The following is a 13,535-nucleotide window of genomic DNA, read 5'->3' on the forward strand; positions in this document are numbered from 1 at the left end:
CCTCCCATCCTGAGGGTCCCCGCATGAGGAGCGAGCAGATGAACGGCGACGTGGCGCGTGTGAACCACTGGATGGGGCAAGAATTCGCGGGTGCGAGCACCCGTACCGCCTCGGTCACCAACCCAGCGACCGGAGCGGTGACCGCCGCGGTGGCACTGGCGTCCACGCACGACGTGGCCCGCGTGGTCGACGCCGCCGTCGCGGCGTTCCCGGCGTGGCGCGACACGTCGTTAGCCCGCCGCACCCAGACACTGTTCGGTTTCCGCGAGCTGCTGAACACACGCAAGACGGAGCTTGCCGAGCTGATCACCGACGAGCACGGCAAGGTGATGGCGGACGCCGTCGCAGAGGTCAGCCGCGGCCAGGAGGTCGTCGAAGTCGCCTGCGGGATCGCCCAACTGCTGCACGGCGCCGTGAGTGAGAACGCCGCCACCGGTGTCGACGTGTCGACCGTGCGCCAGCCGTTGGGACCGGTCGCCGTGATCAACCCGTTCAACTTCCCGGCCATGGTGCCCCTGTGGTTCGTGCCGGTGGCCATCGCGGCGGGCAACACCGTCGTGCTCAAGCCCAGCGAAAAGACCCCGTCGGCCTCAATCTGGCTGGCGCGGCTGTGGGAGGAGGCAGGCCTGCCGGCCGGTGTGTTCAACGTCGTGCAGGGTGACGCCGAAGCGGTCGACGCGCTGCTCAGACATCCCGCGATCGAGGCGGTGTCGTTCGTGGGGTCGACGCACGTCGCGCGGCACGTCTACGAGACCGCAGCCGTGTCGGGCAAACGCGTGCAGGCCCTCGGCGGCGCCAAGAACCACATGGTCGTGCTCCCCGACGCCGACCTCGACGCCGCTGCGGACGCCGCCGTCAGCGCGGGCTACGGCTCAGCCGGCGAGCGGTGCATGGCGATCAGCGTTGTCGTCGCAGTGGGACCGGTAGCGGACGACCTGGTGACCCGAATCGCCGACCGGACACGTGCCCTGTCGGTCGGGTCCGGGCGCCGCGACGTCGACATGGGGCCACTCGTGACGCGCGAGCACCGCGATCGGGTTGCCTCGTACGTCGAGGCGGCGGAGGCGGAGGGCGGCAAGCTCGTCGTCGACGGCCGCGACTGGGACGTGGATGGCGAGGCGTCAGGCTTCTGGCTGGGGCCGACGCTGGTCGACCATGTCACCCCCGAGATGTCGGTCTACCGCGACGAGGTGTTCGGCCCGGTTCTCGCAGTCGTACGATCGGAATCCTTCGACGAGGCGCTTCGCCTGATCAACGCCAACCCCTATGGCAACGGCACCGCCCTGTTCACCTCCAGCGGCCCGGCCGCCCGGCGGTTCCAAAACGAGGTGCAGGTCGGCATGGTCGGGATCAACGTGCCGGTGCCGGTGCCGGTGGCGCACCACTCCTTCGGCGGCTGGAAGAACTCACTGTTCGGCGACACGCACGCCCACGGTGCCGAGGGGGTGCGGTTCTTCACCCGCGCCAAGGTCATCACGTCGCGGTGGGGCGCGCCGAGCGGCGGAGTGCAGCTCGGCTTCCCGCAGAACACCTGAAGTGGCGACCACGGCGGCGCCCCCCGCTCCGACGCTCCTTCTTGCCTGCCTGCTCGGCGGTTCGGCCGGCTGGGCGATGACGGCCGCGGGCGCCGCAGCGAGCACCATGGCGGCCGCCTACGGCGCCGACCTTCTCTGGGTCGGCCTGCTCACCGCCGCGCTGGCCGCGCCCTATGCCGCCCTCCAGTTCCCCGGCGGGATCCTGGTCGACCGGCTCGGCGTGCGAACGGCGGCGGCCGCCGGGCTGTCCCTCGTCGTCGCCGCGCACCTGCTGGCCCTGCTGGCTCCCCTGCCCTGGCTGGCGGTGGCGGCCAGGATCGCCTCCGGGACGGGATTCGCCGTCTGCTTCGTCTCCGGAGCCGAGCTGGCGCGCAGCAGCGGCCGCGGATCGTGGGGCATGGGGATCTTCGGTGGCGTGGCGCTCGCCGCGTCGGGAGCGGCCGTGCTCGTGGTGCCGTTCGCCGAGCTCGTGCTGGACTGGCGGGCTCCCTGGGTCACGACAGCTGCTGTGACGGCCCTCGCGCTGGTACTGGCGGCGCGGCAACCGCCGGACGGAGCCCGCCGAGCGACGCCCACGCATGGCGTCCACACCGCCGGATCACCACCGTCGACGCTGTTGCGCGACGGTGAGCTGTTCCGCCTCGCCGCCGTCCACGCCGTCACGCTCGGCGTGGGCCTCGTACTCTCGTCATGGGCCACCACGTTGCTCGTCGACATCTGGTCGTTCGAGTCCACGGCGGCCGCCGTGATCGGATCGGGCGTGCTCGGCCTCTCCGTGGTGAGCCGGCCCCTCGGCGGTCACATCGCGGCGATGTGGCCCACCCACAGCCGGACGATCTGTGTCCTCGCACTGATCGCGTGCTCGGCCGCCACCGTGGCGCTGTCCCGACCGACCGCGCCGGTGGTCGCGGTCCTGGCCGTGGTGGTGCTCGGGCTGTTCAGCGGACTGCCGTTCGCGAGCGTGGTCGGCGCCGCCCAGGCGCGCTACCCGCAGCGACCGGCGGCTGCCGTCGGGATGATGAACACGGCCGCGTTCGGTCTTGTCGTCACGGCGACCCCGGCCATGGGGTGGGCAGCCGACCACGGGCACGCCTCCTGGACACTGGTCGTCGTCGCCATGCTGTGGCTGGTGCCGTTGCTCGTGCTCCCGCGCGGTGCTCAGCCACGTGCCGTGCCGCCGTCCTGACCACGGGTCCCGAGCGCGTCGGCCACCTCGTCGGCACTCAGCGCGATCTGGAGTTCGGCGAGGGACCGCACGTGCGCGGTGGACACCCCCAGCAGCTGCTCGGCCTTGCGGATGCGCAGGCCGACCGTGTTGGGGTGCACGAACAGCGCTGCGGCAGTGGCAGCGGTGTTGAGGTCGTGGGCGACGTAGGCGCGCAGCGTCTGCTCGAGAGCAGTCCCGCGCGTAGCGTCGTGGGCGCGGATCGGGGCGAGCGTCTCGGCGGCGAAGCGACGTAGCTCCGAGACGTCCTCGAGCTGCAGCAGCAGCCCGTGCACGCCCAGCGACTCGAAGCTCGCGACCGTGTCGGCCTGCCCACGGAGCTGGGCGATCGTCGCCGCACCGCGGGCACGTCGGTAGGCCGCGGGGTAGTCGGCGAGCGTCGTGCAGAGCGGCGAGACTGCCACCCCGGTGTCCGCCCCGACGCCGATACGGCGCAGCTGCCGTTGGAGCTGACCGGCGCGGTCCAAGGCGTCGGCCTGGTCCTTCGCCGGCAACAGCAACACGACGTCGTCCGCGATCGCGCTGACCAACGCACGGGGCTGAGCGGTGGCCACCAGCGACCTCGCGACCGACAGGACGCGGGCGGACCCGGCACGCTGCGTGCCGCCGTGGACCACGATCACGGCATGCGGGTTCGTCAGGTCGAGACCGAGCCGGCCCGCCCGCTCGGCGGCCGTCACCAACCCGGCTGGGTTCCCGGTGAGCAGGTCCGTGACCACCTCGCCGGACAGGCGCCACTCGACCTCGAGTGCCGTGCGGGCCCGCAGCACCTCGAGGGCGCAGACCGTGGCGGCGTGCTCGAGCGCGCGGACGTCGATGGCGGGCAGCGGCAGCACGGACCGGGGGACCCAGATCCGAGCGACCGTGTCCAGGCCGAGCATCACCGGCGTCGAGTGCGCCTCCGTGTCTTGCGTGACGAGAGGGTTCTCGTCGCGCTTCACTGCGGCCAGCTCGGCCCCAGACGGTTCCTCGGTCACCACGACCGATGTACCCAGCACCTCGGTCAGCGCCGCCGCGACCCCCGCAACGCCACCGCCCCGGAGTGCGACCTGGGTGAACTGCTCATGCACCGCCTCCCCGCGACGCAGCAACTCGTGCTGCTCGGCGAGAGCGGTGTTGGCCGCGAGCAGCTCGGCGATGGTCGCGGCCTCGCGATCGCGTAGCCTGGTCGTTTCGATCGCGACGCCAGCCTGGTCGGCGAGCAGAGAGAGCAGATCCCGCTCGTCGGCGCCGTACTCGTGGGGAACCCGCTTGTAGCAGTTGAGCGTCCCGACGGGCACGCCCGACGACACAACGGGGACCGAGATCAACGAGCGGTAGCCCTGCTGGCGCGCCACCCCACCCCACGGGAGGAAGGTCGCGTCGGCCAGGGTATCAACCACCTGCACCGACCTACCGGTGAGGAACGCCTTGCTGGAGGGAGCCTGCAGCTCGTCGTCCGGGTCCAGCATCACCGGATGGTCGGCGTTGACCTGCTGGATGTAGCTCGACGAGAGGCCGTAAGTGCCGGTGATGGCCAGCGAATTGCCCTCCTCGTCGACGATCAAGACGGCGCAGAAGTCGTAGCCAAGCAGGCGAGCCGCCGTCTCGGACACGAGGTCGAGCACCTCTGGCAGCGAAACCGGTCGATTGATCACGGTGGCGATGGTCGCGATCGCCTCGAGCCAGGGGCGCAGGTGCAGGGCACCGCTCGTCTGCATGGCGCGACTGTGCCACGACACCCGACTCCGCGCCATACCTGTGTGGCGACACATGTCCGAACGGGGCCAGCGGAGGCCACAGTAGGCGCCATGAACGATCACCACCTGTCCGAGGCCGAGCCGCCCGGGAGGTCCCGCGAGGCCGACGTGCACATCATCCGCGGCGACGACCTATCCGACGAGACACCCCAGACGTCCGGCCTGAAGCGCTTCGAGGCCGTCTCCGCCCGCCGCCTCGGGTCCCAGGACCTGTGGATGGGGCTCTCGGTGCTCCCCCCGGGCAGCAAGACCGGTGTCCACCACCACGGCCAGTCCGAGACCGCGCTCTACGTGCTCAGCGGGGTGGGTCGCTGGTGGGTCGGCGACACCCTCGACGACATGCGGGAGGCGCACCCAGGCGACTTCGTCTACATCAAGCCCCACGTCGTGCACTGGGAGGAGAACGCCAGCGGCGTCGAGCCGGTGCGGATGATCGTCGCGCGCACCACCCAGGACGCCATCGTCGTCAACCTCGAGCACCACCCGTACGGACCCGCACTCGACAACAGCGAGAGGTACGACCATGACTGAGGCGCGCCGCGCGGTCGTCGTCGGCGGCTCGTTCGCCGGACTCACTGCGGCCCTGCTGCTGCGGGAGCAGGGCTTTGAGGTCGACGTCTTCGAGCGAACCCCGACGTACCTCGACGGCCGAGGCGGCGGCATCGTCCTCCAGCCCGACACCGTCCGCTGGATCGTCGAACGACCCCACAGCTTCGGCGTCGACGACATCAGCATCGGCTCGTCGGTGACGCGTTACCTGGGCGTAGGAAACAAGATCGTGCATGAGGAGCCCGCCGCCTGGCGATTCAGCTCCTGGACAACGATGTACCGCGTGCTGCTGGACGACTTCGGCACCGACCACTACCACATCGGCGAGTACGCCGTCGGAGTCAGTCAGGACGACGACGGCGTGGACATCCGCTTCACCAGCGGCCGGACCGAGAGGGCCGAGCTCGTGGTGTTCGCCGACGGAATCTCGTCGATCGGGCGCCGGCGGCTTCAGCCGCAGTTCCAGCCGCGCTACTCGGGCTACATCGGCTGGCGTGGAACCGTGCCCGAGCGCGCGGTGTCGGTCGAGACGGCCGACCTCATCCACAACGCGACGAGCTACGCCGTCATCGACGCCTCGCACCTCTGCATGTACCCGATCCCCGACAGCAACGGCAGCCTCGCCCGAGGGGACCGGCAGCTCAACTACGTCTGGTACCGCAACGTGCCCGAGGGTCCGGAACTGGACGAGATGGTCACCGACCAGCGCGGCTTCACCGCGCCCGTCTCGGTGCACCCGGGCCAGGTGCAGCAGCGGTACGTCGACCGGATGCGTTCCGACGCCTTGGAGCTGCTGCCGCCCGCGGCAGCCGAGCTGGTGACCCGGAGCGCGCAGCCGTACATCCAGATCGTTCTCGACATCGCGGTGCGCAAGATGGCCTTCGGACGCGTGGCCTTAATCGGCGACGCTGCGTTCGCCGCGCGACCCCACGCAGCGGCCGGCACCGCCAAGGCGGCCGCCGACGCCTGGGCGCTCGCAGATGCGCTCTCTGCTGAGCCCGACATTCCGCGCGCGCTGGCCGCCTGGGAGCCGGCCCGGCTGGCGTTGGGCAACAACCTTCTCAGTCGAGTTGCCGAGATGGGTGCACGGTCGCAGTTCACGAACACCTGGGATCCGGCTGACCCAGCGCTGCATTTCGGCCTCTACGGCCCCGACCAGTAGGACGCCTCAGGTGGGGCTGTGCGACGCAGGCAACCTGGGAAGACCCCTCGACTGCGGCCTACCTGACCGCCTGGGGCTGGGCGGACGAAGAGACGGTGGGCGACGTAGCCTTCCTGTCCTCGCGGGCCCAAGGCGACCGCACCAGCGAATTCGTCACCATACGCACCGCGCTGATCCGCGTCGGTGCGGCGCATCACTCGGTTCGGGCCGCGCGGGGCGCTTGTGCCGCTGCCGCGGGGTTCACTGCCTCTGGGGATATGCGGGCGGCGGCGCGGCGGGATCGGAGTAGTTGGATGCCGATCGGCAGTACGGAGACCACGACGATGCCGATCAGGATGGCCTCGATGTTCGCCTTGACGAACGCGACCTGGCCGAGGAAGTAGCCCAGGACGGTGACGCCGACGCCCCAGAGGGTCCCGCCGAGGACGTTGTAGATGAGGAACGTCCCGTAGCGCATCCGGCTGACCCCGGCGATGATCGGGGTGAACGTCCGCACGATGGGCACGAATCGGGCCAAGATCACGGATCGGGCACCGTAGCGGGCAAAGAAGTCGTTGGCCCGGTGCACGTTTTCCTGTTTGAACAGGCGAGAGTTGGGTCGGCGGAACAGGCTCGGACCGATGCGCTTACCGAACAGGTACCCGACCTGATCTCCGGCGATCGCAGCGACGGCCACCAGCAGGCAGAGCAGCCAGAGCGGTTGGTGCAGGTAGTGGCCGTCGGCGACGAGCAGCCCGGCGGTGAACAGCAGTGAGTCACCGGGCAGGAAAAACCCGATCAGCAGCCCGGACTCGGCGAAGACGATGGCGAGGATGCCGATCAGCCCGAAGGTGGAGATCAGCCACTCCGGGTTGAGAAAGCTGGGACCCACGGCCGCCAAGGCGAGGGACGTTGACACGAGGAGACCTCCGAGAGGGGCGTGACGGGTGGAGCGGGCGGGCAGACGGGCCGGAGCGGCTAGTGGTGGCTGGCAGCCGCGCCGGAACGGTGTTGATGGGCACGCCGGTCGAGGACGCGTACGGCAAGCGCGATGATCAGGACGGCTCCCGCTCCGATGACCGCGCCGGCGAGGATGTCCGTCGGGTAATGCACACCTGACCAGACGCGGGCGAGTCCGATGACAGTGGCCAGCACCGACAGCAGGAGTCCCCAGCGCCAGGACAGGAACACCCCGACAGCGAAGGCCACCGCGAATGCCGCCGTGGCGTGGTCGCTGGGCAGGGATCCGCCTGGGTCGTGCGGAATCAGCTGGTGCACAGGGTGCGTCTGGAACGGGCGGACCTCGGTGCTGGCGAGGGCGACCACCTGACCGACGACGAACGCCAGGGCCAGCGACGCCCCGACGCGTACGAATATCGACCAACTACGCGACCTCGGGGCGAGTAGCAGCGCGACCGCCGCCAGAGCGCCGAGAAGGTAGATCAGCCAGACGGCGCACCACTCCAGCACGTCGTCGAGCGGATCGTGGTGTCCGGCGGCTGCGTTGATGAGGTGAAACAGGTGGTAGTTCATCGGGCGTCCGATCCCGTGGCCGACCCGGCTCCCTCGACCGGCTGAGCTGACCCTCTCCGCTCGCGACTGAGAGGACCCTGAAGAGCGAGGCGCAAAATCTCTCGCGGGTCATTCGCTCGATTCGCCGTCGCTGGTCAGCGGCAGTCGGACCTGGATCGTCATTGGCGGGCCGGGCAGCACCTGCACTGTCCCGCCGTGCGCCGCGACGATCTCCCGGGTGATCGGCAGGCCGAGACCACTCCCGCCGTCGACGCGGGCTCTGCTTTCGTCGAGCCGGACGAACCGTTCGAAGATGCGTTCCCGCTGGGCCTCTGGAACGCCCGGCCCGTCGTCGGTGACCTCCAAACATCCCCACCCGTCCTCGACCCGGACCCGTAGGAGCACCTCGTGGCGCGCATGATGGGCGGCGTTGTCGGCGAGGTTGCGCAGCGCCCGCCCGAGGTCGTGAGGGTCGCCGGTCACCCGGACCGGGGTGAGCTGGGTTCGGACGGTCAGGTCAGGTCGGCGGGCGGAGAGGTGGTCCCGCTCGGTGTAGGCCAGGTCGTCGAGGTCGACGTCCTCGCGGCGCAGGGCGAGGCCGTGTTCGTCGATGCGGGCGAGTAGCAGCAGGTCGGCGATCAGCCGGCCCAGTCGCTGCGACTCGTGTCGCATCAGTCGGACCAGGTCGTCGTTCGCGCCGGGTAGGGGTGTCATCGTGAGGCGGTCGAGGCCGGCCTGCAAGGTTGCCAGGGGGCCGCGTAGTTCGTGGCTGGCGTCGGCGACGAACCGCCGTTGGCTGGTCGCCGCCATCTGTAATCGGTCGAGCATGCTGTTCATCGTCTGCGCGAGTGCCGCCACCTCGTCGTGTGCTTGCGGCACCGGCACCCGGGCGTGCAGGTCGCGGGCGGTGATGCCCGCGACCCGGCGGCGGATCGCCTCCACCGGGCGCAGTGACAGGCCGACGAACAGGAACACGGCCGCGCCGATCAGCAGCAGCATCGGCGGCAAACCGGTGACCAGGATCGCGGCGATCACCTCGGTGCTCTCGTGTACTGGTCGCAACGACTGGGCCACCAGCACTGTGCGGGTGCCCGAGTTGGTGCCGACACCGATCGCGACCATTCGGTAGGGGTCTTCGACAGCAAAGGGCAACGTCCGCTGTTCCCGTAGCGTTTGACCGGCGGCGGGGCGCAGTGAGGACAGCGGCTCCGCGCCGCCGAGCGTCGGCGATGCCGCCTGCACCTCACCCGACGGCGCCAGTACCTGCACCAGGCTCTGCTCCCCCGGGCTGAGCTTCAGCGTCCGAGCGATGGTGTCGGAGTCGCCGTCAGCTACCGCGGTGGCCACCTCAGCGGCGCGTTGCCGGGCGGCCGCATCCACGGTGTGGACCAGGTTGGCCCGGGCCAGGTAGATGAAGGCGGCTGCGCCGATTCCGAAGGCCACCGCCACCACCATGGTGGCGGCCAGCGCCGAGCGCAGCCGCACGCCCAAGCGGCGGCGTGCCCACCGGGCCGGGGCCCGCAACGAGGTGCGCATGGCGGCCATATCCGCAGCCTAGGGTCCTCAGGGCTGAGAAGGCGCTGAGAGACGGCGGGGTGGTGCGATTCCCCGCCGTCTCTCGCGATCATTCGCTGCGCGGGATTTCGGGATCGGCGTCACGGGCTCCGCGCACCGCGACCAGCGCCACGCCGGCGACGAAAACTAAGCCGGCGCAGAGTGCGGCGCCGACGTCATGCGGCGGTCTGGCCGGCCAGATCCACGGCGTGGTCACCGCCGGCCCGTGCCACTGCGTGTACAGCGCGTAGAGGGCGACCATCAGGTAGGCGGTAGGGCCGGCCCATGCCTGCGCGCCGCCGAACAGGGCAGCGCACAACAGGCCGATGCCCGTCAGCCCGGCGACGTTGCGCAGCACCTCCAGGGCGCCGCCGGCCACGTGGCCACCGGCTCCGGCGGCGGCCAGCGCACCGACAGCGGCGACGGTCAGTGCCACCGCGGTGGCCAACCGGAGGAACGGTAGCCACCGTCCGGTGACGCGTTCCGGCTCGCCGAGGAGACTGGTGGCGGTGACAGCGATGGCCACGGCGCAACCGGTCTCGAAGATCAGCGGCAGCTGGAGCGCCCCGTATGCCTCCCACTGCCACCGCAGCGCGACCCTCAGGCCGACTGCGCAGGCCGCCACCGCTGCCAGGGCCGCCGGGACGCGGCGGTTGACCAGGTACAGGCGAGCCAACCGCAGCCTCGCCCGCCCCGCACCGCCCGGCGCCACCGCCGACAAGAGATTACGCGTTTCGTCCCCGGTCACGGCAGCTGCGCCAGGGTGAGCTGGCCCGCTCGCAGCGCCGCCACGTGCTCCAGGAGCCAGGCGCGCCGGGCAGTAGTCGGCAGCGCGGCTAACCGCTGCGCCGCAGCGGCGGTCGGGCTACCGGGCGGCGCCACGCTGGACGTGCCCAGGATGGCCTCCGTGACCGCCTGCTGCGCCGGATTCGCGTCGCGGCCGCCGCCCACGACGCTGTTCACGATGCTGTGCCCGGCGGCCGCGCGTAGCTCGACAGCAAATTCGTCGGTGGTCATCTGGTGGGGCAGGAGCAGGTGAAACACCGGCGGCGTGCCGCTCGTAGGAGGGCCAGCCCGACTGATGGTGACGCGATTGTCGGGCCCCTGTTCATATATCGCGGCGGATTGGCTGATCCGCACGGGTGCGCCGGGCAGGCCGACCACCTCGGTAAGTATCGGTTCGAGGGCTTCCGTCACGGCGGGCAGGTAGCCGGTGTAGGCGGGGTGCAGGCAGACCGGGATCGGGGTGTGGCTGCAGACCGGCGTGTAGCGCACCGGACGGTCGTTGCCCGCATTGTGCAGCAGCGGAATGGCGATCATGCCGTGGGCGTCGAGCCGGCCGGTGCCGGCCAGCATAACCGCGGTTCCGGCTGCCACCAGCCCGGCCGCGGTGATGGCCGCCGCGCACCGGCGTAGGCACCGCCCGCCAGCGCCGGCCGGCAGGCCGAGGGCGCCCAGCAGTGCCGCGGTCAGGCCGGCGAGGAACAGCACCTGGGCGATGGGAAGGTCGGGCAGGTAGCGGTAGAAGGTCGCCACACCCGGGTCGGGCCCGATCTCCCAGGGGCCGGCGACCAACGGCGAGATCTGCCAGTACGAGTGGTCGCCGTGAATGAATTGCAGGCTGATCTGCAGCGCGAGGAACACGCCGATCGCGACCAGCGGGGCGGTGAACCGGCTGGGGCGAAGCACCCCGGCTACGAACCCGAGCGCGGAGAACGCTGGCATGCTCACGGCGCCCACCACGGCCGGCCACCACAACGGCCCGCCCCAGGCACCCTGCCACGCGGTCACCCCGTACAGGACACCCACGCATCCCAGGTAGGCGACGATCGCCCACCAGGTGGTCGCGGCCCAGGTCGCGAGCTGGCGAGCCCATCGCGGCCGGGCCGTACCGATCACCAGGTCGGCCATGCGATGACGACGCTCCCGCCAACCCAGCCAGGCGGCGGCGCCAACCACCGTCGGCGCGAAAACCGCCAGGGTGGTCGTCTGCATGGCCATGGCCCGGACGTTCCACAACGGCGGGGACGCCATGCTCGGGCGGTAGGTGATGAACCAGAACAGCATGGCGACCAGCGGCAGCATCCACAGCATCACGCTGCGGCGCGTCTCCAGCCGCAGCAGCCCTCCCGTCACCGTGAGCGCCAGGCGCGTACGACGAGCTGTTTCGCCCGGCGCAGGCATTACTGATGCGGCGGTCACGCGCGTGCCTGCGCTAACACCGCGCTGTATCCGCGCTCCAGGGGAGCATCGCCGGCCGCGGCGGTTCCCTCGGCGCGCGCGGTCAACTCCTCCGGCGTCCCCTGGAAAACGATCTTTCCCCGGTCCATCAGGGCGACCTCGCTGCAGGCGGCACCGACATCCTCGACGAGGTGCGTGCTGACCATGACGGTGGCCCGCTGCCCCAGGTCGCGCAGCAGAGCACGGAACGCCACCCGCTGCTCGGGATCCAACCCGGCGGTCGGCTCGTCCAGCAGGAGCAGTTCGGGATCGTTGACGATGGCCTGCGCGATTCCCACCCGGCGCAGCATTCCGCCGGAGAGCGTGCGTAGCTTCGCCGTCGCCTTGTCGCCCAGGCCCACACGCTCAATCGCGGCCGCTACAGCGTGATGCACTCGCGCTGGCGGCATCTCTTTGAGCAGTGCGAAATACTCGACGAACTCCACGACGGTGAACCGCGGGTAGTAGCCGAGGGTCTGCGGCACGTAGCCGAGCCGGCGCCGGATCTGCCGGCGCTGCCCGTGCTGGTCGGGATCTCGGCCGAGCAGCCGTAACCGACCCGAGGACGGTGGGATCACCGTGGCCATCATCCGCAACAGCGATGTCTTTCCCGCCCCGTTCGGTCCCAACAAACCGAACACTCCGGGGCCGGTCTGCATCGTCACCCCGGCGACGGCCTCGGTGCGGCCGAAGCGTCGGGTGAGATCGCTGATCTCGACGTTCATGACGTTCCTCTCGGTGTCCGGGTCACGTAGAGGACGATCGCCGCGCAGCAGACGGCGAACGCCAGGTAGGCAGGCCAGAGGGCGGATTCGGTGACCGCGGCGGTGAGGCGACCGGCGGCCACCTGCCCGGACAGAACGGTGATCGTCCAGCCGAGCAGGCCCGCGGCCACGCCCACGTTCGCCGACCGGGCGACGGTCGCGGCGGCCAGGGCCAGCGCGCACACCGCGGTCATCGGGACCAGCCAGCCGAGCGTGACCACAGTGGCGGATCCCGAGGCGCCCGAGGCGGCCAGCCCGAGCGCCGCGTTCACACCGAACACCGCCATTGCCCGGACCAGCAGCACCATGCGATCGCTGACCGCCATGCTGCACGACAGCTCCCACGTGGGGTCGATCCCCGGGCCGTAGGCGAACGCGATGCCCACGGCGGCGACCGCGGGCGCGAGGAGGGCCACGTACGGCGTTCCGGTGCTCAGCGTGGCGAGCAGTCCGGCGAGCAGCACCACCGCAGTAGCGCTGACCCACCCGAGCAGCAGCGACGGCGTCGTCACTAACGCCCGGGCCAGGCCCGGCGAGCGGAGCAGGTGGCGCGCCAGCCGCTCCACCACCCCGGGATGGCGACGCCACACCTGGGCGGCCACCCCAATCCAGACCCGACCAAGATCGACGTCTTCTGGCCCGGGGCCGCGTTCCTGGGGCTCTTGGGCCTGGCGCGTCGCATCACCGCTGGTCACCGCCCACCTCCATCGTGCGCCGGCTCGTGGCGCCGCAGGGCAGCGCGCATCAGCCGGCGGATCTGGTACGCGCGGCTCTTCACCGTCCCCGCGGGAACACCCATCAACTCAGCCACCTCAGCCACGGACATGTCCTCGACGTACATCAACCGCCAGGTCTCGCGCTGCAGGCTGCCCTCCGGCCCCAGCACCTTCACGGCGTCGGCAAGCTCGGCCCTGGACAGCGCCGCATCAGCCGGGTCTGCGCCGTGCTGGTCAACGGATTCGGCCAGGGCGGAGAGCAGCAGTTCTGGTTGCCCTCGTCGGCGCAGCCACAGCGCGGCCTGGCGGCGGGCTATCCCCCACAGCCAGCCGCCGGCACCCTCACGTCGGTACGCCGCGGCGCCTCGCCAGGCGGCCAGAAAGGTCTCCTGCAGGACGTCCTCCACGTCGGGGGGCGGCAGCACCGTGCGCAGCCGAACAGCCAGCCACGGGGCGTGCCGCGAGAACAGTTCCCGCAGCGCGCTCTCGTCACCGCCAGCCACGGCAGCGATCAGATCCTCGTTGTCCATCGCCACTACTGTTGCGTTCCAGAGCGGATCGGTTCACTGATCACACACGC

General features: G+C 70.7%; 13 protein-coding genes. 4 read left to right on the plus strand and 9 right to left on the minus strand.

Annotated features, from left to right (window positions below; genetic code table 11):
- Positions 1-71: 71 nt before the first annotated feature.
- Together OG990_RS15245 and OG990_RS15250 are read left to right on the plus strand one after the other, a co-directional pair.
- Positions 72-1,535: a CoA-acylating methylmalonate-semialdehyde dehydrogenase gene (locus OG990_RS15245; RefSeq protein ID WP_406081760.1), complete on the plus strand. Its 1,464-nt coding sequence runs from the start codon at positions 72-74 to the stop codon at positions 1,533-1,535.
- A 1-nt stretch (position 1,536) separates the two neighbouring features.
- The gene (locus tag OG990_RS15250; protein WP_406081087.1) at positions 1,537-2,721 is read left to right on the plus strand and encodes an MFS transporter; all 1,185 of its coding nucleotides are present in this window, start codon (positions 1,537-1,539) and stop codon (positions 2,719-2,721) included.
- Here OG990_RS15250 and OG990_RS15255 read toward each other — a convergent pair.
- Positions 2,694-4,460 (minus strand): GAF domain-containing protein, encoded by a 1,767-nt coding sequence (locus OG990_RS15255; protein ID WP_406081088.1) that lies wholly within the window; start codon positions 4,458-4,460, stop codon positions 2,694-2,696. The genes OG990_RS15250 and OG990_RS15255 overlap by 28 nt on opposite strands.
- Before the next feature lie 90 nt (positions 4,461-4,550).
- On the opposite strand from OG990_RS15255, the gene OG990_RS15260 reads away from it, so the two are divergent.
- Both OG990_RS15260 and OG990_RS15265 read left to right on the plus strand, forming a co-directional pair.
- Positions 4,551-5,030, plus strand: coding sequence for a cupin domain-containing protein (locus tag OG990_RS15260; protein WP_406081089.1), 480 nt, complete (start codon positions 4,551-4,553; stop codon positions 5,028-5,030).
- The gene (locus OG990_RS15265; RefSeq protein ID WP_386990044.1) at positions 5,023-6,210 is read left to right on the plus strand and encodes an FAD-dependent monooxygenase; all 1,188 of its coding nucleotides are present in this window, start codon (positions 5,023-5,025) and stop codon (positions 6,208-6,210) included. Before OG990_RS15260 ends, OG990_RS15265 begins: the two co-directional genes overlap by 8 nt.
- A gap of 193 nt (positions 6,211-6,403) precedes the next feature.
- On the opposite strand, the gene OG990_RS15270 is transcribed toward OG990_RS15265, so the two are convergent.
- From OG990_RS15270 to OG990_RS15305, 8 genes are all read right to left on the minus strand, one after another.
- Positions 6,404-7,108, minus strand: a complete 705-nt coding sequence (locus OG990_RS15270) for a DedA family protein (protein WP_406081091.1) — start codon at positions 7,106-7,108, stop codon at positions 6,404-6,406.
- Positions 7,109-7,167: 59 nt separating this feature from the next.
- Positions 7,168-7,722 (minus strand): phosphatase PAP2 family protein, encoded by a 555-nt coding sequence (locus OG990_RS15275; protein ID WP_386990048.1) that lies wholly within the window; start codon positions 7,720-7,722, stop codon positions 7,168-7,170.
- Positions 7,723-7,830: 108 nt separating this feature from the next.
- Positions 7,831-9,246: a sensor histidine kinase gene (locus OG990_RS15280; RefSeq protein WP_406081093.1), complete on the minus strand. Its 1,416-nt coding sequence runs from the start codon at positions 9,244-9,246 to the stop codon at positions 7,831-7,833.
- Positions 9,247-9,325: 79 nt separating this feature from the next.
- On the minus strand, positions 9,326-9,931 hold the full coding sequence (locus tag OG990_RS15285) for a hypothetical protein (RefSeq protein ID WP_406081094.1): 606 nt from the start codon (positions 9,929-9,931) through the stop codon (positions 9,326-9,328).
- Between the two features lie 68 nt (positions 9,932-9,999).
- Complete coding sequence (locus OG990_RS15290; protein WP_406081095.1) at positions 10,000-11,391, minus strand: hypothetical protein; 1,392 nt, start codon at positions 11,389-11,391, stop codon at positions 10,000-10,002.
- A gap of 62 nt (positions 11,392-11,453) precedes the next feature.
- Positions 11,454-12,200 carry an ABC transporter ATP-binding protein gene (locus OG990_RS15295; RefSeq protein WP_406081097.1) on the minus strand — a complete coding sequence of 249 codons (747 nt, stop codon included), beginning with the start codon at positions 12,198-12,200 and terminating at the stop codon, positions 11,454-11,456.
- The gene (locus tag OG990_RS15300) at positions 12,197-12,934 is read right to left on the minus strand and encodes a hypothetical protein (protein WP_406081098.1); all 738 of its coding nucleotides are present in this window, start codon (positions 12,932-12,934) and stop codon (positions 12,197-12,199) included. Before OG990_RS15300 ends, OG990_RS15295 begins: the two co-directional genes overlap by 4 nt.
- Positions 12,931-13,485 carry an RNA polymerase sigma factor gene (locus OG990_RS15305; RefSeq protein ID WP_406081099.1) on the minus strand — a complete coding sequence of 185 codons (555 nt, stop codon included), beginning with the start codon at positions 13,483-13,485 and terminating at the stop codon, positions 12,931-12,933. Before OG990_RS15305 ends, OG990_RS15300 begins: the two co-directional genes overlap by 4 nt.
- Between the last annotated feature and the right edge of the window lie 50 nt (positions 13,486-13,535).

Source organism: Micromonospora sp. NBC_00858, assembly GCF_045207365.1.
Taxonomy (GTDB): Bacteria; Actinomycetota; Actinomycetes; order Mycobacteriales; family Micromonosporaceae; genus Micromonospora.

Bases quoted from the DNA above. Each gene is read 5' to 3' on its own strand.
- OG990_RS15245 (WP_406081760.1), top strand. From the start codon at position 72: ATGGGGCAAGAATTCGCGGGTGCGAGCACCCGTACCGCCTCGGTCACC.
- OG990_RS15255 (WP_406081088.1), bottom strand. From the start codon at position 4,460: ATGCAGACGAGCGGTGCCCTGCACCTGCGCCCCTGGCTCGAGGCGATC.
- OG990_RS15260 (WP_406081089.1), top strand. From the start codon at position 4,551: ATGAACGATCACCACCTGTCCGAGGCCGAGCCGCCCGGGAGGTCCCGC.
- OG990_RS15265 (WP_386990044.1), top strand. From the start codon at position 5,023: ATGACTGAGGCGCGCCGCGCGGTCGTCGTCGGCGGCTCGTTCGCCGGA.
- OG990_RS15275 (WP_386990048.1), bottom strand. From the start codon at position 7,722: ATGAACTACCACCTGTTTCACCTCATCAACGCAGCCGCCGGACACCAC.
- OG990_RS15280 (WP_406081093.1), bottom strand. From the start codon at position 9,246: ATGGCCGCCATGCGCACCTCGTTGCGGGCCCCGGCCCGGTGGGCACGC.
- OG990_RS15295 (WP_406081097.1), bottom strand. From the start codon at position 12,200: ATGAACGTCGAGATCAGCGATCTCACCCGACGCTTCGGCCGCACCGAG.
- OG990_RS15305 (WP_406081099.1), bottom strand. From the start codon at position 13,485: ATGGACAACGAGGATCTGATCGCTGCCGTGGCTGGCGGTGACGAGAGC.